Source organism: Gordonia sp. CPCC 206044 (assembly GCF_048537895.1).
Lineage (GTDB): Bacteria > Actinomycetota > Actinomycetes > Mycobacteriales > Mycobacteriaceae > Gordonia.
Genome location: NZ_JBCLVL010000023.1, coordinates 41,310 through 62,889 on the forward strand (window position 1 = coordinate 41,310; position 21,580 = coordinate 62,889).

The 21,580-nt window shown below is 64.5% G+C and carries 16 protein-coding genes; 11 read left to right on the forward strand and 5 right to left on the reverse strand.

The window, feature by feature from the left end:
• Positions 1–15: 15 nt before the first annotated feature.
• The 4 genes from AAFP35_RS24995 to AAFP35_RS25010 are packed head-to-tail and all read left to right on the forward strand — an operon-like array spanning position 16 to position 6,377.
• On the forward strand, positions 16–1,212 hold the full coding sequence (locus AAFP35_RS24995; protein WP_419224401.1) for an NAD-dependent epimerase/dehydratase family protein: 1,197 nt from the start codon (positions 16–18) through the stop codon (positions 1,210–1,212).
• Entirely contained in the window at positions 1,209–3,137 is a 1,929-nt protein-coding gene (locus AAFP35_RS25000; protein ID WP_419224383.1) for a hypothetical protein, read from the forward strand. Before AAFP35_RS24995 ends, AAFP35_RS25000 begins: the two co-directional genes overlap by 4 nt.
• On the forward strand, positions 3,134–5,071 hold the full coding sequence (locus tag AAFP35_RS25005; protein ID WP_419224384.1) for a glycosyltransferase: 1,938 nt from the start codon (positions 3,134–3,136) through the stop codon (positions 5,069–5,071). The genes AAFP35_RS25000 and AAFP35_RS25005 overlap by 4 nt, the downstream gene beginning before the upstream one ends.
• Entirely contained in the window at positions 5,037–6,377 is a 1,341-nt protein-coding gene (locus tag AAFP35_RS25010) for a pentapeptide repeat-containing protein (protein ID WP_419224385.1), read from the forward strand. The genes AAFP35_RS25005 and AAFP35_RS25010 overlap by 35 nt, the downstream gene beginning before the upstream one ends.
• Here AAFP35_RS25010 and AAFP35_RS25015 read toward each other — a convergent pair.
• Positions 6,370–7,320 carry a hypothetical protein gene (locus tag AAFP35_RS25015; RefSeq protein WP_419224386.1) on the reverse strand — a complete coding sequence of 317 codons (951 nt, stop codon included), beginning with the start codon at positions 7,318–7,320 and terminating at the stop codon, positions 6,370–6,372. The two genes, AAFP35_RS25010 and AAFP35_RS25015, sit on opposite strands and share 8 nt — an antisense overlap.
• Positions 7,321–7,524: 204 nt before the next feature.
• Entirely contained in the window at positions 7,525–8,013 is a 489-nt protein-coding gene (locus tag AAFP35_RS25020) for a DUF1269 domain-containing protein (RefSeq protein ID WP_419224387.1), read from the reverse strand.
• A 421-nt stretch (positions 8,014–8,434) separates the two neighbouring features.
• Here AAFP35_RS25020 and AAFP35_RS25025 point away from each other — a divergent pair, with 421 nt between their 5' ends.
• The 5 genes from AAFP35_RS25025 to AAFP35_RS25045 all read left to right on the forward strand — a co-directional run bounded on the left by AAFP35_RS25025 (position 8,435) and on the right by AAFP35_RS25045 (position 14,352).
• On the forward strand, positions 8,435–9,694 hold the full coding sequence (locus tag AAFP35_RS25025; protein ID WP_419224388.1) for an ABC transporter substrate-binding protein: 1,260 nt from the start codon (positions 8,435–8,437) through the stop codon (positions 9,692–9,694).
• Positions 9,695–9,827: 133 nt separating this feature from the next.
• Positions 9,828–11,834 (forward strand): ABC transporter permease, encoded by a 2,007-nt coding sequence (locus AAFP35_RS25030; RefSeq protein WP_419224389.1) that lies wholly within the window; start codon positions 9,828–9,830, stop codon positions 11,832–11,834.
• Complete coding sequence (locus tag AAFP35_RS25035) at positions 11,827–12,837, forward strand: ABC transporter ATP-binding protein (protein WP_419224390.1); 1,011 nt, start codon at positions 11,827–11,829, stop codon at positions 12,835–12,837. Before AAFP35_RS25030 ends, AAFP35_RS25035 begins: the two co-directional genes overlap by 8 nt.
• Positions 12,834–13,589 (forward strand): ABC transporter ATP-binding protein, encoded by a 756-nt coding sequence (locus AAFP35_RS25040; RefSeq protein ID WP_419224391.1) that lies wholly within the window; start codon positions 12,834–12,836, stop codon positions 13,587–13,589. Before AAFP35_RS25035 ends, AAFP35_RS25040 begins: the two co-directional genes overlap by 4 nt.
• Before the next feature lie 76 nt (positions 13,590–13,665).
• Positions 13,666–14,352, forward strand: coding sequence for a TetR/AcrR family transcriptional regulator (locus AAFP35_RS25045; RefSeq protein WP_419224392.1), 687 nt, complete (start codon positions 13,666–13,668; stop codon positions 14,350–14,352).
• Between the two features lie 310 nt (positions 14,353–14,662).
• Here AAFP35_RS25045 and AAFP35_RS25050 read toward each other — a convergent pair whose 3' ends face one another.
• Together AAFP35_RS25050 and AAFP35_RS25055 are read right to left on the reverse strand one after the other, a co-directional pair.
• Positions 14,663–15,859 (reverse strand): DNA adenine methylase, encoded by a 1,197-nt coding sequence (locus AAFP35_RS25050; RefSeq protein WP_419224393.1) that lies wholly within the window; start codon positions 15,857–15,859, stop codon positions 14,663–14,665.
• A gap of 38 nt (positions 15,860–15,897) precedes the next feature.
• On the reverse strand, positions 15,898–17,340 hold the full coding sequence (locus AAFP35_RS25055; protein ID WP_419224394.1) for an MFS transporter: 1,443 nt from the start codon (positions 17,338–17,340) through the stop codon (positions 15,898–15,900).
• 79 nt (positions 17,341–17,419) lie between these two features.
• On the opposite strand from AAFP35_RS25055, the gene AAFP35_RS25060 reads away from it, so the two are divergent.
• Both AAFP35_RS25060 and AAFP35_RS25065 read left to right on the forward strand, forming a co-directional pair.
• Positions 17,420–18,097, forward strand: a complete 678-nt coding sequence (locus AAFP35_RS25060; protein WP_419224395.1) for a TetR family transcriptional regulator — start codon at positions 17,420–17,422, stop codon at positions 18,095–18,097.
• A 170-nt stretch (positions 18,098–18,267) separates the two neighbouring features.
• Positions 18,268–19,746, forward strand: coding sequence for an NAD(P)/FAD-dependent oxidoreductase (locus tag AAFP35_RS25065; RefSeq protein WP_419224396.1), 1,479 nt, complete (start codon positions 18,268–18,270; stop codon positions 19,744–19,746).
• Here AAFP35_RS25065 and AAFP35_RS25070 read toward each other — a convergent pair.
• On the reverse strand, positions 19,733–21,334 hold the full coding sequence (locus tag AAFP35_RS25070) for an FMN-binding glutamate synthase family protein (protein WP_419224397.1): 1,602 nt from the start codon (positions 21,332–21,334) through the stop codon (positions 19,733–19,735). The genes AAFP35_RS25065 and AAFP35_RS25070 overlap by 14 nt on opposite strands.
• Between the last annotated feature and the right edge of the window lie 246 nt (positions 21,335–21,580).

Below are 21,580 nucleotides of genomic sequence, written 5' to 3' on the forward strand. Positions count from 1 at the left end.
AATCGGGAGGCGTCAATGCGGGTCTTGGTGTTGGGTGGAGACGGATTTTGTGGCTGGCCGAGTGCGCTGCACTTGTCTGAGCATGGCCACGACGTGACGATCGTCGACAATCTGGTCCGGCGGCGGGCCGACGATGAGTTGGGTGTGCAGTCCCTGACTCCGATCGCGACGATGTCAGAGCGTATCCAGGCGTGGTACGAGGTATCCGGCCGCCAGATCGGGTTTGCCGACATCGACGTGGCCCATGATTACGACTCGCTTGTGCGTCTACTCGATTCGGCGCGCCCGGACAGCGTCGTGCATTTTGCCGAGCAACGGTCGGCGCCCTATTCGATGAAGGACCCGGCCCATAAGCGCTATACGATCGACAACAATCTGAATGCGACCAACAATCTGATCGTTGCGATCATCGCGTTGGGGCTCGACACGCACGTGGTGCACCTTGGGAGCATGGGTGTCTACGGCTATGAAACGGTGCCGGTAGATCTTCCTGAGGGCTACCTGACGGTCAGTTACCCCGATCGCGAGGGTGAGATGCACAGCCGCGACATTCTGTATCCGACGTTACCGGGGAGTGTTTATCACTTGTCGAAGTCGTTGGATCAGTTGCTCTTTCAGTTCTATGCGCGCAACGATGGGGTGCGCGTCACCGATTTGCATCAGGGGATTGTCTGGGGCACGCAGACCGAAGAGACCGAACGTGACCCACGTCTGATGAATCGATTCGACTACGACGGTGACTACGGAACCGTCCTGAATCGCTTTGTAGTGGAAGCCGCTGTCGGCTACCCCCTGACGGTGCACGGCAGCGGAGGCCAGACAAGAGCTTTCATCAATGTTCGTGACACGGTGCGCTGTATCCGTCTGGCTGTGGAATCCGGCGACGAAGTGTCCGGGCAGGTGCGGGTCATGAACCAGATGACCGAAACTCACCGTGTGTCCACTCTCGCTCGACTGGTGGCAGACACGTTGGGTGCGGAGGTCAACACGGTGGCCAATCCGCGACAGGAGGCCGACCAGAACGAGCTCTCGGCACGCAACGACAGGCTGCTGGGATTGGGCCTCGAACCGATCACGCTGCGTTCGGGATTGTTGGAAGCAGAAGCGGAACTGGCTCGCCAGTTTGCCGATAGGGTGGACACGAAGCGCATTCCTGCCAAGTCGTACTGGAACAAGAACCGTAGGACGGCGGTGGAGGGGGACTCTGTGTGAGCGACGACCACACACCGTCAGAAGAGCCACGAGGCGCGGGCTCGGAGTCGGAACCTCTGGACGCTCGACGCCCCGAACCGTCGACCTACTTCTCCGGTGAGCGTGGACGTTCGGTGCCCAAGGCGGCGTGGGTGGTACTGGGCCTTGCTCTGGTTGTGCTTCTCGTGGTTTTTGTGGCTCGGCCGACCTGGTTCACCGAGGACGCCGACGATCACAGTCTCGGAGTGCCGGCGGACCGGATCTTCTCCAAAACGCTGGCCGGTGCAGGGCATCCGGACGGGGTGTGGTTGACCGACGACTCTCCGTCGACGAGTTATCGCGTTGCGCTGCCCGTTGATTCGCGGCGTGGTGAAACTCGGCTCCATCTGTCGGGAACCACGCAGGTCCCCGACGACAGTACGGTCTTCCTCAGCGTATTGATGGACGGCCAGCAGGTCTACAAGCAGGAACTGGCCTCCGGCGACAATGACATCGAGGGCTACATCGCAGTGCCCAGTCAGGCCTCCGACGATGGTCAGGTGCGGGTTCAGATTCGGGTTGACGGGACACGTGGCGACCAGACGTGCACGCCCGACCACACCGCCGGAATGCAGATCCATCTCGACCCGGATACGACGTTGGAAGCCGCACTGGACGAGCCGGTACACACCGTGCGCGACGCCGTGGTCTCGTGGGATCGTGACCTCACCGTGGTGCTCGCCGACCAGGCGTATCAGTGGCGCACCGCGGCGGCGCAGTTGGGCATGGTGTTGACCCGTGCCGGACACCGGGTGACGTTCGCCGGTCAGCTACCGGATTCAGATGTCGGCAACGCGATCCTCGTGGGCCCGGCAGACACATTGAACGGTGAGGATGGTTGGTCGCAGCCGCAAGATGCGGCGCCCGGTGTGGTTGCAGGAACGGTCGACGGCACCACCGTGGTGGGGGTGACTGCTCCGGATGGTGGGCTGGTCTCGACGTACTTGACCGAGCCGACGGTGTCCACCGCGGACTCGACCGCGAGCGCGCCGAAGACGGTCACCACTGCGCCGGCGAGCGGCGGCGAGGTGCCGTTGGAGCAGTTGGGCGCAGACTTGTCGAACGGACAGATCACGGAGACAAGGCGTTGGCGCGTCGGTTACTCGCTCGCCGATCTGCCCGGTGGTCGCCTCCCACAGGTGCTGCGGGCGAGTTTCCAACTCCCGGCATCACCACCCGACCTGAGGTGGATACTCAACGCCGATCTCAACGGCGATCTGCTCGGCAGTCGTGTACTGAACCAGACCGGTGGGAAGGTCGAAATCGACCTGCCGCCGCAAGATCAGCGGCTGAACAACATGCTGACTCTCACAGTGCAGCGTGACCGGGACCTCGGCGGCTGTGACGTCAGGGTGTCCAGCTATCCGATTCAGCTCCAATCCGATTCGGCGTTGCAGCTCGGCAATGCCCAAGGCTCTGGGTTCACCGCTGTGCCACGAGGATTGGCACCCGGATTCGCGATCTATGTGCCCAACACCGAGGGTGTCAACGCGGTCGACGAACTGAACGCGATCATCCCGACATTGACCGACTTCGTTCCTGCCCAGGTCAATCCAGACTTCCGGTGGAAAACGCAACCGATGTCCGGCAAGCCGTTCATCGTGGTCGGTCCCACGCCCACCGTTGACCCGGTCGTCCGGCTCGAGGACGGACGGATCACCTCGGGATCTGATGGGGCGACCGTGGACATTCCCGCCTTCGACAACGGTCTGCTGGTGGAGGCCGCTACGAGCACGAGTCGGGCACTGGGCCTCTACATTCAGTACCAGGGCACCATTGGTGCGGCGGAACTCCCGGACTTCGGGACCGAATCGGCTCAGATCGTCACCACCCAGGGAAGTGTCGCGATCAACGCTGATGGCAGCGTCGTTCCGAACACACCGGCACGCCAAGTCCCGCCGGGATGACCACCGCCGAGACCGGCGATACCACGCCCTCGTCGCACGGCGCGGCAATCGCCGACCATTTCCGGTCCGTCGACAGCGCGCCGGCAGGATACGCCGTCAATCGACCTGCCAGCGGCACGAATGGGTTCCTGATCGTCTTCGTTGCGATCTCCATCGTGCTGATGTGCGTGCGGGCATTTCTGGCACACACCGATATCGTGCATTTGCCGACCGATCTCATGATCCTGACGGCATCACGTGGCGATGTGGAGTTCCCCCTCCGGATGTTCTTGGTGGTGTTCTTCCTGACCTACGGACTGTGTGCCTACTCCAACATCTGGCGGCGTCTGTTCATCGCCGGTTCGTTGTTGGGGAAGTACCTCGCATTCTGTTTCACCCTGGACGCCTTGGCCTGGCTCCTGCAGCACGCCGGAGTGGTCTCGATCTCGTCGTTCGGTGCACAGATGGTGTCGGGCATGGTGGCGCTGGCGATATTCCCGCACACAGTGATGCGTCAAGCCCAACTGCCTGAACAGGGGCCCTTACCGCTCGCACCGAGAATTCCGCCCGCTGCGTTCGCCAAGCTGGCCACGTGCCTGCTCCTGGCCGTCACCGTGGCCGTCATCGCGGTTCATCTCCTCGAACCGGTGGTAGACGTGTTGAAGAACTGGGCCATCCTCGGGGGCTTGGGAGCGGGTGTGTTTCTCATGCAGCAGGTCTTGGCGGCATCTACAGCCGGGTTCGGTGTCCGTGCGCTCAACAAATCGCGAGAGCATGCATTCAGCCCGCCGGTGGCGGTCTTGGTGCCCGCCCATAACGAAGCACACAGCATCGCGGCAACGATCGAATCTGTCGATCGCGGAGCCGAAACCTACCCAGGGCGCATCCATCTCTACGTGGTGAACAACGCGTCATCGGATGACACGCATGCTGTCGCCCAGGAGGCGATCGACGCGTGCACGCACATCACCGGGGAGATCCTGGAATGCCCGACACCGGGTAAGGCGATCGCGCTGAACATGGGCCTCGAACGCATCGTCGAGGAGTACGTCGTCCGGATCGACGCGGATACGGCGATCGGCCCAGGTTGCCTCGATACCGCGATGCGACACTTTGCCAATCCAGATGTCGGCTGCGTCGGCGGAATCCCCATGCCCGCAGAGGAGAAGACCTGGATCGACAAGTGTCGGTTGATCGAGGTCTACATGCGTCACGGGTTCTTTCAGGTGTCCCTCGACGGCTATGACGGTGTCATGGGGATACCGGGTATGTTCGCCATCTACCGCCGCAGCCAGGTCATCCGCGTCGGTGGGATGGTGCAGGGCATGAACGGTGAGGACACCGATATCTGCATGCGGCTCGCCGCTGCTGGATACCGAAGTGTCGCCGACCCAAAAGCGGTGTACTACAGCGAAACCCCCGCCTCCTATGAGCATCTGCGCGAGCAGCGAACTCGATGGTTCCGCAGCATCTACCATCTAACCGCCCGTAACAGGGCCATCTTGTTCGATAGACAGACCATGATCGGTACCTTCGTGCTGCCGTTCAACCTGGTCAACGCCGCACGACGAGCGATGCTCGCACCGCTGATCATGTACGCAGTGCTGGCAGGCATCGTCTTTCAGTCGACATTCACCACCATGCGATGGCAGCCCATCGTGGCCACACTATTGGGTATGTCGATGATCATGACCGTCATCGTCTGCCTGATCTGGCGGCCGAGCTCGGTGAAGTACATCCCCATGTATCTCGCATTTCGATTGCTGCGCAGCTACTTCACCCTGGCCGCTGTTCTCACGCTGATCTATCCGCCGATGCAACCACGAAAACCTCAGTGGCCGAACAGTTTCCGGGTTCGCCGAACGAGGCAGGCCCACCTGACGAGCCGCGCCGATCCTGATTCATCGAAGGAGGCACCCCATGTCGACAGTGCCGATCACATTGCTCATCGATGAGCACCCTCGACAATGGAATGCCTGGCGCGATGCCCATCGAGACCACGCGATCGAACTCGACGGCGTGGACCTCTCCGGGAAGTCGCTGTTCGGTGTCAACCTCTCCGGAGCCAACCTCGTCGGAGCAACACTGATCGGTGCTGACCTGACCGACGCCGACCTCTACCGCGCTTACCTGTCCGGCGCGGACCTCAGTGACGTCACTTTCTCCGGCGCCACCCTGACCGGCGCCAACCTCGGCGCTGCCACCGCAATCGGCGCCAACTTCACCGACGCCACCCTCACGCGAGCCACCCTGAACAGCGCCGATCTGGCCAGAGCAGACTTCACCGGAGCCAACCTCACCGAAGCCAGCCTGTTCGGGACAAAAGCACCCCGCGCGACGTTCGCCAACGCCAACCTGACGGGAGCGAACCTCGTGGGGGTCGTCGGCGATCACACAGTTCTGGACGGCGCCAACCTCACCGGAGCGCACTGCACCGGCGCCAACCTGGCTCACGCCAACCTGACACACGGCGACCTCACCGACGCGAACCTCACACGCGTGGACCTCACGGACGCCAACCTGACCCGGGCGGTCCTCTTCGGCACGACCCTCGACGGCGCCGTCCTCACCGGCGCGACGCTGGACGGCACGAATCTCACCCACACAGACACGACGCACGTCGACCTATCCGATGCACTCTCCACGCGCGCTGTCGGGATATCCGATCCCATCGTGGAACCACTCGTGCTTCCCGACGGGGCCCTCGGCGCGATCCGCTTCACCATTGATGTGTCATCGGCCGCATCGCCAGAGGATTTGGCTGCCGTGATCGCGGCATGCGGTCAATTGTGCGACTTTGCTACCCGATCCATGGCGCCACCTTGTCGCGGCGCACTGCGGGTGACGGCTGCGAGTATTCGGTACCAAGCCTCGTTACGGGTGGATCTGATCGAGCATCACCAGCTCGACGGGGATTCGGGCCCACGCGATGAGCGCCCGAGCGCACCAGGGTCCGGCACCACCGGGGAGCATTCGAGTCACGTCATCCACTTGCTGAAGAACCTCATCGATGCCGATGAGAACGCGGGTGTACACGAGGCAACCGTGTCAGCGGCTCCTGGGATGGGCGCTCGTCGCGACACACGCGTTCGGCATCGCTTCGAGATCCCACGACTTATCGGTCCCACAGATGGTCCAGGGGTCGGTGACGACCCCGGCGACGCGTTGCATCATCTGGTGGCAAGTCTTCCGCAGATAGTGCCGCTGTTCAGCCACCGCATCTCCATAGACGCCGTAGAGCGATTGACGACGATCAACTGAGCGGTCGACCCGTGGGAATCGCCGTCGGCAGGCCCGTTTCGGTGGGCAGACCCGTTTCGGTGGGAAACACGGTGGGGAAACCGGTCTCGGTCGGTGGACCCGGATTCGAGGAGATCTTCTCCAAGAACTCGACCGCGACATCGTATTGCGGCTCACCGCAATTGGGGCACTCTGCGCCGCCGCCAGGAATGTTGAGCCAGTAACCCGTGGCCCCTGCCGTCTTTGCGGCGTTGTAGACGGTGACCATGTCGTCGGCGCTCACCTGCCGCCCGTTGGGGTTGGTGCTGACTCCCGCCAGCACCGGTGCACCGGGCGGGTGGACGGCATAAGCGGCCTGCACCGCAGCCTTGACGAACGACGTCGCATACTCGGTCGCCTCGGTGCGCTGCGACTGGATCTCGAAGCCGTCGGCGATCGCTGCACCCGGCGTAACCAAACGATCGATGAATGCCTTGTACAGCGCATCCCCGGACAACCCGGGTTCCAGCACATTCATCAGATCGACAGCGGGTGCGAAGATCAACTGCTTGCTGTGTCGATGGGCCACCGCCAACGCGCCGCGCAGCGCGCCGATCGGATCGCGCTGCTCGCCCTCCGGGGTCAGCGACGAAGCCTCCAGATCCAGCATCAACCATGGCATGGAATCAGGGACCTGACCGGTTCGCAGCGCCCGCGTCAAGTCGACGGTGCTGCGGTAGTTGAAGGTCGGGGTGCCGTTCGGCAGGTAGCTGTTGGTGTAGACATGCTGGACCAACAGGAGCGTGGAGGGATTGTTGGCCTGGTCGAGGATGGATTGGGGTAACCCGGCTTCCACCAGGCCGGGCACCGACCCCGAGACGACGATCCAGCGTGGAGCGGGCACCGACGACCGCGACGGTGCCGCGTCTGCGTGAGCCCAGACCGCGGTGATGGCAAAGGTCGCGGCGAATACAGCCAGGACCAAGCGCCTTTTGAGAACCACCTCGAACCCCTGACAATGTCTGGCGGGAATTGTGAATCAAATAGAAAGCTGCGTATCTGCGGATGCTAATGATCATGCGAGCTTTCGGCGCGATCCTCGGTGGCATTGTTATGTGCTTGTTGTCGAACCCATTTCGTGATCGGACTGGGACCTGTCCGAAAGGTAATCGCAGGTCAGGAGCGTAGGTCAGTCGGCGAACACCTCGCGGAGTCTAGCTTCCTCCTTGTGTGACAGGTTGGTCGAGATGAGTTCAGGGCTCTGGCCGAGGAAACCTTCATGAACGCGATCGAGTACGGCATCCGAGCTCAGAACGAAGAGAGCGGACGTTCCAGGCGTGACCTGTTCGCGGACTTTCTTGATGAAATCGTCGTTGATCCCGACATCGGTCATCACTCCCGTGATGGCGCCGATGCCTGCGCCGACTGCGGCCCCGATCAGGGGGATGAAGAAGAGCAGTCCGAACAGCAGTCCCCAGAAGGTCCCGCCGAGAGTGCCGCGAGCGGTGATGTTGTGCAGCTGTTGGGTTTTCGGCTTGTGTGCGCCGTCCTCCCAGGAGGCGACGGCTGCATCGAGCACGACGATGAGGTGTTGCTTCTGCAGGTCCTTGAGTGTTTCGACGGCGGTGTCCGCGCCTGTGGCGGTGGGGAATCGCCACACCGTGAGTGTCCCGGCCATGCAGTGTCCTCTCGTGCAGTTCGCGTGCCGATGGATTGCCTGCTTGTGAGCCTATCGGTTCTGCACATGTATCAGGCTGAACCGAGGACCGTGGTTGCCGGTGCCGGACGGCGTGCGTGATCCCGCCCGGTGGCCCATCGGAAGGGACCCCGGCGGGTCTGCCTGCCCCGGCGATTTGTCCGAATCTGGGACGAGCGACCCACGGCGATTATCTGGACGGTCGACCCAACAATGCTTGTGACCTCCACAAACAGCTTGACACGGCTGTAAGGACGGGGCTACTTTTCGAGTGGTCCAGATCACATACCCGGATCTCGGGCTTCAGGGTCGCCGCCGGCGATCCGGTGCGTAACCCCTGTAATCGAGAGCCCTCCCGGGCTGATCCGTCGTGCCCGGAGACCGGTGGGAAAGGCAAATGAGAATGCGAAGCAGAACAGGTCGGGTCGTCGCGGCAGCGATCGCCGCGGCGTGCATTTTCTCGGTTGTCTCGTGTAGCGACGATGACAGCTCAAGCGGTGACAGCTCTGCGGTGGAGGAGAGCGGAACCAAGGCGACCGGCGATCCGGTCAAGATCGGACTGTTCAACCCGTCGAAGGGGCCGGCCACGCAGGGTGGTGTCACCACCGGTAAGGACGCGGCCGTCAACTACATCAACAACTCGCTCGGCGGTCTGAACGGACGGCCGATCGAGGTTGTCGACTGCGGGATCGACCAGACCGCACCCGAGTCGACGATCGCCTGCGCCAACCAGTTCGTGCAGGCAGGCGTGGTTGCGGCACTCGACGGCTACAACTCGGAATCCCAGTCGGCGGTACCGATTCTGACCTCGGCGGGCATACCGCTGGTCGGTCAGATCCCGTTCAACACCGCGACCGGCGCGAAGGCCGAGAACCGGGTCTACTTCGGCCCGCCGCCGGCGGCCTTCCTGGTGGGCTTCATGCAGTCGCTCAAGGCGGCGGGCAAGACGTCGCTGACCCTGGCGAATGCTGATCTGCCGCAGGCTCATCAGGTCTTCGACGGCCTTCTCGCACCGCTGGGCAAGCAACTCGGTATCGAGGTCAAGAGCGTCTACTACCCGCCGACCGGTCCCAACTTCACCGCGCTGGCCACCACGCTGGCCGAGGGAAATCCGGATGCTGCCGGACTGATGACCGCGCCGAACGACAACACCTGCACCAAGCTGTCGCAATCGCTGCGCTCGGTGGGTTACCGCGGCACGATGTTCATGGCCGCCTGCACCGAGTTCATCGACACGATGGGCGCGCAAGCCGTGGGTGCCGAGACCTATTCGCCCGGTTGGCAACCCCCGGCCATCGACTCCACGCCGGAGCCGGCGAAGGCGAATCTCCAGCTCGCCGAGAAGTACATCGATGACGCCGGTGGCGTCGGTGGCTTCTATGCGTACGGCACCTTCTCGATCTTCGTGGACTTCGTGAACGGTCTCAACCAGGCCAAGGTCGCCGACTTCACCGGTGCCAATGTCCTGAACGGACTCAAGGGGCTCACCGATTTCCAGAGCTTCCTCGGGCCCAAGCTCACCTGCGGTAAGGCGAGCACCCCGAACTGCACCACCCAGATGCTGCTGTTCGAGGTGACCGGAGACAAGACCACCAAGCCGGTCGGGGACGGTTTCATCACGCCCAATCCGGCTGTGCTCCAGCTGATCCCCGGCGCCGCGTAGACACTACGGCGACGCCGACCGTTCGACGGGTCGGCCGGGTGCATCACCCGGCCGACCCGTACCCACCAACTCCCGCTACTCGAAGCGTCACCGGTGCACCGGCATCGGGCGCACGGAATGATTGGTTGCCCGCATGGGTCAGTTCCTGCAGTTCGTCTTCCTCGGCCTGTCCGCGGGCGCCGTGTACGCCGTGATGGCCTCCTCGCTGGTCGGCGTCTACGCGGCCACCGGCATCATCAACTTCGCCCAGGGCGCCATCGGGCTCTGGGCCGTCTACCAAGTGGCAGCATTGCGCACCGACGGTGGGCTCGTCCTCCCGATCGGGACGATCTCGTTGGGGAGCGCCGACGATCCGATGCCGATGCTGCCCGCCATCGCGCTCGGGGTCGCCTCCGCGATCGTGTGGGCGCTCCTCGCGCATCTACTCATCTTCCGGCCACTGCGTCGAGCGCCGGTGCTCGCCCAGGTGGTCGCATCGGTGGGCCTGATGCTGTTCATCCAGGCCCTGGTCCAGCTTCGATTCGACACCGAGGGGCTGCTCGCCCTCGCGACGCTGCCCGACTCGACCGTCGAGTTCGCCGGCGCCGTGATCAACGTCTCCGACCTGATCCTGGCCGGCATTGCGATAGCGATCGCAGCGATCCTGTGGGCCTACTTCCGGTTGACAAGGCTCGGTGTGGCGACACGCGCCGGCGCCGAAGACGAACTCGCCGCGCGACTCGTCGGCTACTCACCCGACCGTCTCGCTGCAGTCGTCTGGGTGTTGACGGGTGCGGCCACGGGCCTGATCGTCATCCTCGCCGCCTTCACCATCGGGCTGAACGTCACCAGCTACACCTTTTACGTCATCCCGGCACTCGCGGTCGCACTGCTGGGACGGTTGACCTCGTTCGGGATCGCCTGTGGTGCAGGTCTTCTGCTCGGATCCTTCCAGGCGGTCATCACGTGGCTCACCACCAAGGACTGGTGGCCCGAGTGGGCGCAGGCCGGGCTCGGTGATGCGGTCCCGTTCGTCGTCATCGTGGTCGCACTGTTCCTCATGGGCGGTCGGATTCCTTCGCGTGGCGCGCTCGGTGAGGTCAAGATGCCTGCCGTCCGTATCCCCCGAATTCGTCCGCTACCCACCATCGGGGTCATCGCCGTCGTCCTCGTGGCCATCGTCACCACCTCGGGCACATGGAGATTCGGGATCGTCACCTCGGTGATCCTCGCGCTCATCGCACTCTCGCTCGTCTTGCTGACCGGTTACCTGGGGCAGATCTCCTTGGCGTCCATGGCGTTCGCCGGAGCTGCAGGCTTCGCGTTGTCGAAGCTCACCGAGAACTGGCATGTGCCATTTCCGTTCAGCATCGTGATCGCGGCCCTGATCTCCACCGCCTTGGGCGTCCTTGTCGGAATCCCTGCGCTGCGTATCCGCGGTGCCCAGCTGGCCGTGGTCACGCTGGCGGCCGCGATCGCCATCCAGGGTTTCGTCTTCAACAACCCGGAGATCACCGCCTACGAGGGCAACATGATCGTCGATCCGTCGTTGTTCGGTATCGATCTCGGCGTCCGCGACGGCACCAATCTCGTCACCCTCCGGTTCGCGGTGATGGTGCTGATCGTGGTCACGATCGCCACCCTCGTGGTGATGCGATTCATGGCCGGCTCCACCGGACGTGCCTTTCTCGCGGTCCGCTCCAACGAGCGAGCCGCGGCGTCGGTCGGGATCAACGTTGCCGCCACCAAGTTGTTCGGGTTCGCGTTGTCGGCGTTCCTCGCAGGCGTCGGCGGCTGCCTCATCGGCTACAGCCGCGGCCAGCTGTCGGCCGGATCGTTCACCGTGATGATCGGCCTGGTGCTGCTCGCGATGACCTACGTCGGCGGCATCACCTCGGTATGGGGTGCGTTCATCGCCGGCGTCATCGGACCGCTGGGGGTGGGATATGTGTTCCTCAACCAGACGCTCGACCTGGGGGAGTACTACGACCTCATCGCGGCCGGCGGTCTGCTGCTGATGGCCGTGATGAACCCGGTCGGTCTCTCCGGGGCGCTTGCCGAACTGGCCGAACGCTTTCCGCTGCGACGTCCTCGGCCACCGAAGGATGCGTCGTTCTCCGGAGTGATGTCCTCGAATGCGAAGGCGGGATTCAATGTCTGACCTCCTCACGGCTCCTGCGTCGGCCACACCGTTGCTGTCCACCCACGCGTTGTCGGTGCGCTACGGCGGCGTGAGCGCCAACGCCGACATCGATCTCACCGTCGACGCAGGCGAGATCGTCGGCCTGATCGGGCCGAACGGTGCCGGCAAGACGACGTTCGTCGACGCGGTCACCGGGTTCACCCGGGCCAAGGGGCAGGTGCTGCTCGACGGCACCCGGGTCGACCGGTCGAGCCCGCACAAACGCCGCAACGCGGGCATGGCCCGCACCTGGCAGGCGGGGGAGCTCTTCGCGGACCTGACCGTCGCCCAGAACCTGGCGGTGGCCGTGCAGCGAGTCGGTTTGCGCGCGTTGTTCTTCGACGTCGTCACCGGATCGAAACCACCCGCCGGGGTCGTCGAGCAGGCCCTCGATCTCGTGGGTTTGCGTGATGTCGCAGATCGCCGACCCGACGAGCTCACGCTCGGTCAGCAGAAACTGGTCGGCGTGGCGCGGGCGCTCGTCGGCGGCACCCGACTGGTGCTCCTCGACGAGCCGGCGGCAGGCCTCGACACCCACGAGAGCCGACTGTTCGGAACCGAACTGCGGCGCATCGCGTCGACCGGTATCGGAATCCTGCTGATCGATCACGACATGTCGCTCGTGCTCGACGTGTGCGACAGGTTGTACGTCCTCGACTTCGGGCGGGTCATCGCGTCCGGATCGCCTGCCGAGATACAGGATGATCCCGCGGTGGTGGCTGCCTACCTGGGAAGTGCCGAGGTCGAGGCCGACGAGGAAGCGCTGGCCGTGGTCGAGGAATCTCTCGGCGTGGAAGTGAGATCCCCCGGTGTGGAATCCCCCAGCGTGGAGTCCCCCGGTGTGGAGTCGCCCAGTGCGAAATCCTCTGGCGAGGAATCGTCTGGCGAGGAACCTCACAGCGACACAACGGAATCGACGAGATACGACACGGCGCGCGACGGGTCTGAACCTGATTCGTCCGGAAAGGCTGAACAGGCATGAGTACGTCAACAGATTCCGGGAGCGCCGCCGACGGCGCGGTGCTGACCTTCGCCGGTGTCACGGTTGGGTACGGAGGTGTGCCGGCGGTCCGCGATCTGTCCGTCGAGGTCCGGCCCGGGGAGATCCTGGCACTGCTGGGACCCAACGGTGCGGGCAAGACGACCACGCTTCTGGCCGCAGTCGGTGCCCTGCCGGTGATGTCGGGGTCGATCACGGCGCTCGGTGCGCCGATCGATCACCACGTCGAGCGCAACGCCAAGCGAGGCGTGACGTTGGTACCCGACAATCGCGGACTGTTCCACCGCTTGTCGGTCACCGACAATCTGCGTCTGGCAAAACGCAAGGGTGGCGGCAGTCTCGACGTCGTCTACGAGAGCTTTCCCAAGCTGCAGAGCCTGCGGGGCCGACGATGCGGCAATCTGTCCGGCGGTGAGCAGCAGATGCTCGCGTTGGCCAAGGCGCTGCTGACCAAGCCGTCCGTGCTGCTCATCGACGAACTCAGCCTGGGATTGTCGCCGATCGCCGTGCAAGACCTGCTGCCCCGGTTGCGGAATCTGGCCGACGAGCAGCAGATGGCGGTCATCCTGGTGGAACAGCACATCGATCTGGCCCTCGGGATCGCGGATTCGGCGATCGTGCTGCACCACGGGCGGGTGGCGTTGCGGGGCTCGGCGCGCGAGCTGCGCGAGCGCCGCGATACGGTCGAGGACGCCTACTTCGGTCGGTTGTCCACCTCGGACAGCGCACGCTGAGGCGTCGGGGGAGGAATCGACCATCGCCGGGCCTCGCCCGCCAGGCGATCGACGCGACACATCAGGAGACCTTATCGTGGCCACCTCCGGACGAGCCGAGTCCTCGCGCGGCCGTCGGCGACCGCGCAGCACCCGCAACCGCCCGACCGACGACGATCTTCTGGATGCCGCGCGGGCGGTGATCGCCGAGGTCGGTGTGGAGCGATCCACCATGGACATGATCGCAGCACGCGGCCAGACCACCCGCGTCACACTGTATGCCCACTTCGGATCGCGAGACTCGCTGGTGGACAAGGTCGTCGAACGGGAACTCGACGAATTCACCGAGTGGATGTACGCCGCGTACGACGAGATCGCCGACCTGCCATACGGCGCCCGCGCCCGGCATTCGGTGGAGGCGACCTTCGAGTACGCGCGGCGCAATCCCGAGGGTCTGCGGATCCTGCTCGGTCACCGACAGGAGGCCGAGGACCCGGGTCGTCGTCTCTATCAGACCCTCGAGCCGCGTGTGGCTGCACGACTTCGGGAGAACTACACGGCACGGGGAGCCGAGATAGCTGCCAGCGCAGACACTCTCGCCTCGCTGCTGATCGGCATGAGCCTCGATGTGGCGTATCGCGCGGTCATTGTGGACGGCGCCGACATCGACGCGGCGTGTGACCTCGCGGTGACCGCGACCATGGCCGTCCTTCGCGATGTCCGGCCAGATCAACTGCAGGCCATCGACGCATCGCTGGAACGCCCCGCAATGCCCGGCGCGTGACCGTGGGTGGTGGTGCCGATCGTGGGCGTCGGGGCCGGTGGTGTACCGGGGCTGGTCGGTGTGATCTCGATACGCGGCCTCGCTGCGCTCGGTCGCTACTCGATCGGCGGTGGGAATCGGCGGTGTCGGGCCGGTGGTGTTCCGGGGCTGGTGGGTGTGATCTCGATACGCGGCCTCGCTGCGCTCGGTCGCTACTCGATCGGCGGTGGGAATCGGCGGTGTTGGTTCTGCGAGTGGCCGGTGGCTGGCGGTGGGAATCGGCGGTGTCGGTTCTGCGAGTGGCTGGCGGCTGGCGGTGGGAATCGGTGGTTCAGCAGCGCTTCTCGACCAGGTAGAGATGTTCGGTGACGTGCGTGCTGCGGCCCCGAAGGTTTCGACTCCCGCGGAACGTGTTGTAGCGCATGCGGAATTCGGTGATCGTGCCGACGGATGAGAGGATGTCGGTCATCGTGTCGGGCGTGATGAATCCTTCGTCGTTGAACGACACGAGCAGGTACTTCGCGTCCAGTGAGTGCGCCAGATCGTGGAGTAGCTCTGCCGAACTGCTACGCGTGTTGTAGGCAGATCGGTTCCAGTCCACCGGAATCCCCGATACCCGACTGACCTCCTCGGGCCGGCGGTACCGGGTCAGCAGGTTGAGCATGAAGTAGTTGGATCCGTAGGGATGCTGGTTGTACGGCGGATCGAGATAGGCGATGTCGACCGGACCGACGTGGCCGGGTAGATCGTTGGCATCCATCTGCAGCACACGTTTCTCGGCGCTGTGGCGGCTGAGCACCGGTGCCGCGAGTCGAATGGTGCCCAGGATCCGGATGAGGGCGTGCTCGCCCGCGCCGCCGAAGCGTCCGAGGCCGGTGTTCTTGTCCTTGTGGAAACCCTTGAACAGGCCCGAGGTGTTGGCGTGCACCGACGCCTCGGACAGCAGCGGCGCGAGCAGGAAAGGGACGAGACGGGGCTCCGATCCGTGGATGAGAGTTGCGTAGGCGTCGAGCCGACGGGCGTTGTCGCGAGTGTAGAAGACGCGTTCGCCGGGCTTGATGTCGTGATCGTCGTCGGGTGCGTACAACTCCTCGATGAACCCTTCGACGTGGTGCCCGGCATCGACCTGGGCGTTGAATTCGTCCACGAGCGAGCCGATCTCGGACAGGTCGATGTCGTCACGATTGGTCAGGTGACAGTCGCTCATCACCCGGGCATACGATTCCAGATCGTTCGCCATCACCACCCGGGCCCGAGACTTGAGTAGTCGTGAGACCACACCGCTGCCGGAGAAGGCGTCGAGGACGGTCAGCTTGCGTCCCACCCGGTCCTGCACTTGCGCTGCGGCGCGATCGATCAGCGGTAGCAGAGCACGCTTGTTGCCGAGGTAGGTGAGCAGTTGCGAACCGAGGAACTCGGGCTCGTCGGTGCACAGAGGAGCGAATCCATCGTCGAGCGCGATCGGGGTATGGCGTACGGGGTTGCCGCTCATGGGTTCGCCACCTCGGGTCGATTCGGTCGCGCTCATGGTCTCACAGTGCAGCGCCCCAGATCAGCGGTCTCGCATCATGATGCGAGTGCCGACGGTGCCGCGACGGGGACCTCGATGCGCTCTCGCGTCGGGCGCAGCGCGTACCACGCCACGAGTCCACCGGCGGCGACGAGTATCCCGGCGATCAGCACTGCTACGCGGAACCCGTCCAGGAACGCATCCATCGGCGGTGCACCGGTTCGCAGCGACGATTGTTGCTGTGCGGTCAGGATGGCGCCGAGCACCGTGATCCCGAGGAGTGCTGCGACCTCTCGGCTCGCGTTGAAGATGCCCGACCCGATGCCCGACTGCTCGGCAGGCATGTGCGAGAGCACGGACGCGGTCAGTGAGATGGTCAGTCCGCCACCCATTCCCACGACGACGAAGCTGGGCATCAGTCCGATGAAATCGGTGTCCGCGCCCAACAGCGATACGGACGCGATCCCGGAGCCCATCAGCAGCAGGGCGGTCGAGACCGAGCGATGCGGTCCGAATCGCTCGGCCACACGGTCAGACAGTGCCGAGCCGATGACCATGCACACCGCCATCGGGAGGAACGCCAATCCGGCCTTGGTGGGCGAGAATCCCAATACCCCTTGCACATACAGGGACGTGAAGAAGTAGATGCCGAACAGTCCGAATGCGAACAGCATGAGCGCGACGAGCCCACCGCTGTACGGCCGGCTGCGGAACAGGGTCAGATCGATCATCGGTGCGTTCGAGCGGCGTTCGACCCGGAGGAAGGCCATCGCCGACAACGCTGCGATGGTGAAGGCGACCAGGATCGGCCACGACGTCCAGCCGAGTCCGTGGCCTTGGATGAGGGCGAAGGTCAGTGCGCTCAAGGTGACGACCGACAGCGACAGGCCGGGTATGTCCACCCCGGCCGCTCCCGATGCACGCGACTCGTCGACCGCGGCGAGGGTGAGGACGATGGCGATGATCCCCACCGGGACGTTCACGAAGAAGATCCATCCCCAGGACACGTACTGGGTGAACACGCCGCCGAGCAGCGGGCCGAGTGCCACGGACACCGCACTCACCGATCCCCAGACCGCGACAGCGGCGTTGCGCATCCGGGTATCGGTGAACGTCGCCGAGATGATGGCGAGTGTGGTGGGGGTGACCAATGCGGCCCCGACCCCCTGTATCGCGCGGGCCCCGATGAGCATCTCGGCGCTGCTCGCCAGGCCGGCGGCGAGCGACGATGCGCCGAAGACGACCAGTCCGATCACGAGGATGCGTCGGCGGCCCAGGAGGTCGGCCAATCGACCACCCATGAGCATCAGGGCCGAGAACGTGAGGATATAGGCGCTGACCACCCATTCCAGGCCTGCGGTGTCCAGCTGTAGTTCGCGCTGGATGTCGGGGATCGCGACATTGACGATGTTGTTGTCGAGGTAGGTCATGAACGTGGCCAGAGAAACGGCCAGCAATGCCAGACGTTGCCGTCTGCTCATCGTCGGGCGGTCGGACATGAGGACTCCTATACGGAAGACATTTACGGTGTATATGTACGCCATATAGCGAAACCCTTACGGTGTATAGTTGTCAAGCGTGAGTGTGAAATCTGCAGGTAAAAAGGCTGAGGGCGCCCGACTCAATCGCGTGGCGGTTGTCGACCGGGCCCTCGACATCGCCGACCGCGAGGGGCTCGATGCGGTCAGTGTGCGGCGCATGGCGCAAGAGTTCGACGTCACGCCGATGGCTCTCTACTGGCACTTCAAGAATCGCGACGAGATGCGGGCGGCGCTCGGCGATCGCATCGTCGAAACGGTCATCGCCCCCGACGAGGCGCTCTCGGGGCAGGAGTTCATCCGGCAGACGCTCGCTGCGCTCATCGACGCCATGCGACGTCACCCGGTCTCCGCGCAACTCGTGCCGGGGCGGATTCTGCAATGTGCCGAAGGCCGTGACCTCACCGAGCGGGTGCTGGCACACCTGGTGCGGGACGGGTATTCGCCGACGGCGGCCACTGCCATCGCGCGGGGTGCGCTACAGGCGGCGGTGACCCTGGTGCTCGGTGTGCCGGGCGAGGAACTCGCGGTGCCGGAGGAAGACCGTGACGAGATGCGGCGGCGCAAACTCGCCGATCTGCTGGCACTTCCCGACGACAGGTTTCCTCATCTCAAGAGCCTCGCCGACGAGCTGATGGGGTGCGACGACCAGGACGAGTACTTCGCCACCGGTGTCGACCTGTTCATCGACGGAGTCACCGGGATGCGTGGTCGCTGAGCACAATTCGGACATCGCCTCGACTTCCTGACGGCCCCTCGACGCCGACCCCGGATATCCTCTAGTATCGAAGGTGCGACTGGCGAGGCCGGAGTGAACCGGCGAGGAGCGAAGCAAACGACATCGACCGCCTGGGTGTCCCGAAAGAGTTCTTTCTGGAGGGATGTCGCATGCGTAATGAATCGACCCCTGACGCGCAGCGTCGTACAACGCCGGGGCGTCATCATGTGGTGATCATCGGTTCCGGATTCGGTGGCCTGACCGCGGCGCGACAACTCGCGAAGGCAGACGTCGACATCACCGTGGTCGCGCGGACCACCCACCATCTCTTCCAGCCGCTGCTCTACCAGGTCGCGACGGGCCTGATCTCGGAGGGGCAGATCGCGCCGGCGTTGCGTGTGGTGCTGCGCAAGCAGGACAACACCCGTGTCGTGCTCGGTGAGGTCGAGGGCATCGACCTGGAGAACCGCACGGTCACCTCCCGCCTACTCGAGCGGGTCACCGAGACCCCTTACGACAGCCTGATCGTCGCCGCCGGGGCGAACCAGTCGTATTTCGGCAACGACCACTTCGCGGAGTACGCGCCGGGCCTGAAGACCATCGACGACGCGTTGGAACTGCGTGGCCGCATCCTCGGTGCGTTCGAGCAGGCCGAGCTGTCCACCGATGCCGACGAACGTGCTCGCCTGTTGACGTTCGTGGTGGTCGGTGCCGGTGCGACCGGGGTCGAAATGGCCGGGCAGATAGCCGAAATGGCGTCCAAGACGTTGCGTGGCACCTTCCGGAACATCGATCCCACCGAGGCGCGGGTCATCTTGCTCGACGCGGCCCCGGCCGTGTTGCCGCCGTACGGCGGGCGTCTGAGTGAACGCGCGGCCCGCCGACTGGAGAAGATCGGTGTGGAGATCCAACTCGGCGCGATGGTCGTCGGCATGGACTTCCACGGTCTTGAGGTGCGCGACGCAGACGGCACCACACGGCGGATCGAGAGTCAGTGCAAGGTGTGGTCGGCGGGTGTGGCGGCCAGCCCGCTCGGCGCGCAGCTGTCGCAGCAGAGCGGTGCCGAACTCGACCGTGCCGGACGCGTGAAGGTGCTCGACGACCTCACCGTTCCCGACCATCCCGAGGTATTCGTCGTCGGTGACATGATGGCCGTCGACGGCGTCCCCGGTATGGCGCAGGGGGCGATTCAGGGTGCCAAGTACGCCGCCGCGACGATCAAACGTGAACTCCGCGGGTCGGCGTCCGAACAGCGAAAGCCGTTCTCGTACTGGGACAAGGGGTCGATGGCCACGATCGCGCGCTACAGTGCGGTCGCCAAGATCCCGATCCCCGGAACCTCGCGGAGCATCCAATTGGCAGGTCTTCTCGCCTGGTTCGGCTGGCTGTTCCTGCACCTGGTGTATCTGGTCGGCTTCCGCAACCGTCTCACCACGTTCATCGATTGGACCTTCGCGTTCACCAGTCGCAGCCGTACGCAGCTCGCCGTCACCGAGCAGCAGGTCTTCGCGCGAAATGCCATGGGCGCGCTCGAGAGCATGGGCAGTCGGATCGAATCGGACGGGGCGGACGGATCGGACGGGGCCGCCACCGAGCCTTCCGAGGAGTCGGCCGGCGCTGACGTCGGAGAACAGGTCAGCGTCGGTTGAGCACACCCGCCGGGGCGAACGAGTCGGGATCGGCACGTCGCCAGTCGTCGATCCACGACTCGGGAGCCTCGGCGAGGAGCTGACCCGAAGCCAGCCACTCGAACACCTCGGCATACGAGCGTTGTTCGGTGGACGACAAGCGAATTCGCAGCAGGTGGGGTGACAGCTGCGAAGGATCCGAGACGCCCATCGATGCCATCAGACGCATCGCCTGTTCGACGGTGGCCTTCTGGAACCGGTAGGCGCGCTCGCCCTTGTCGGCGACGTCGAGTGCCCGTGCGCGACGCGGATCCTGGGTCGCCACGCCCACCGGGCACCGATTGGTGTGGCACCGCTGCGACTGGATGCACCCGACGGCCATCATCATCGCTCGAGCGGCGTTCGTGTAGTCGGCGCCCTGGATGATTCTCTTGACGATGTCGTTGCCGGACGCCACCTTTCCGCTCGCACCGACGCGGATGTGGTCGCGCAGTCCACTGCCGACCAGAGCGTTGTGCACGGTCATCAACCCGTCGGTGAGCGGTAGCCCCACGTGGTCCTCGTACTCCAACGGTGCTGCCGCGGTGCCTCCCTCGGCGCCGTCGACGATGATGAAGTCCGGGCCGACGCCCTCGGCGAGGATGGCCTTGCAGATGGCCAGCACGTCGACCCGACTGCCGACGCAGAGTTTCACGCCGACAGGTTTGCCGCCGCTGAGTTCGCGTAGCCGGGCGACGAACGAGATGAGCTCACGCGGGGTCGAGAACGCGGAATGCGCGGCCGGGCTGACGCATTTCTCGCCGGCCGGAACGCCCCGGTAGCGGGCGATCTCGGCGCTCACCTTGGCCGCGGGCAGCACGCCGCCGATACCCGGCTTGGCGCCCTGGCTCAGTTTGAGGGAGATGCACCGGACCTGTTCGGTGGCGGCTTTGTCGGCGAACTGATCGGGATCGAAATGCCCGTCGTCGGTGCGGGTTCCGAAATAGCCCGAGCCGATCTCCCAGACGACGTCGGCGCCGCCGAGGTGGTAGGGGGTCAGCCCACCCTCGCCGGTGTCGTGGGCGAATCCGCCCTTCTTGGCACCGTCGTTCAGCGCGCGCAACGCATTTCCCGACAGGGCGCCGAAACTCATCGACGAGACGTTGAGCAGCGACATGTCGTAGGGGCGGGTGCAATCGGGGCCGCCGATGCGCACCCGGAACGGCTCCGGTGGTGGCTCGACGGGTGCCGCCGAGTGCACGAGGTACTCATAACCGGCATCGTCGATGTCACGTTCGGTGCCGAACGACAGTTCGGCCGCCGTGCCCTTCGCACGTTCGTAGATCTGGGAACGGATGTCGCGATCGAACGGTCTGCCGTCGAAGTTCCGCTCGACGAAATACTGTTGCAGTTCGGGTCTGATGGCTTCGAGCATGAAGCGCATATGCCCGATCACCGGGTAGTTCCGCAACACCGAGTGCCGGCGCTGCACGAGATCGTAGATCCCGACGACCGCAGGCACGGTGAGTGCGACAGCCGGGATGATCCAGCCCCACGGCCCGACGACTGCGAGCACGATCGTCGCGGCGGCCACCATCGCCAGCACCACGACACTCACGATTCGGATCACCGAGAACCTCCTCGTGGTCGAGTGTACGCACGCTGCGCAGACGAAACGGTCCGCCCGAGATTGTGTCTCGGGCGGACCGTTTCGCGTTCCGTGCTCGGCCTTGATGGAGGCCGCGGAAGATTACGACATCGCCGGGTTCTGGGTGGTCCCCAGAGCGAGGTCGGCGGTGTTGCGTTGGCCGGCAACGACCTTGACCTGGGTGGCGGCGGGTTCGTACATGTTGGCCACGATGGTGAACTGGGCGTC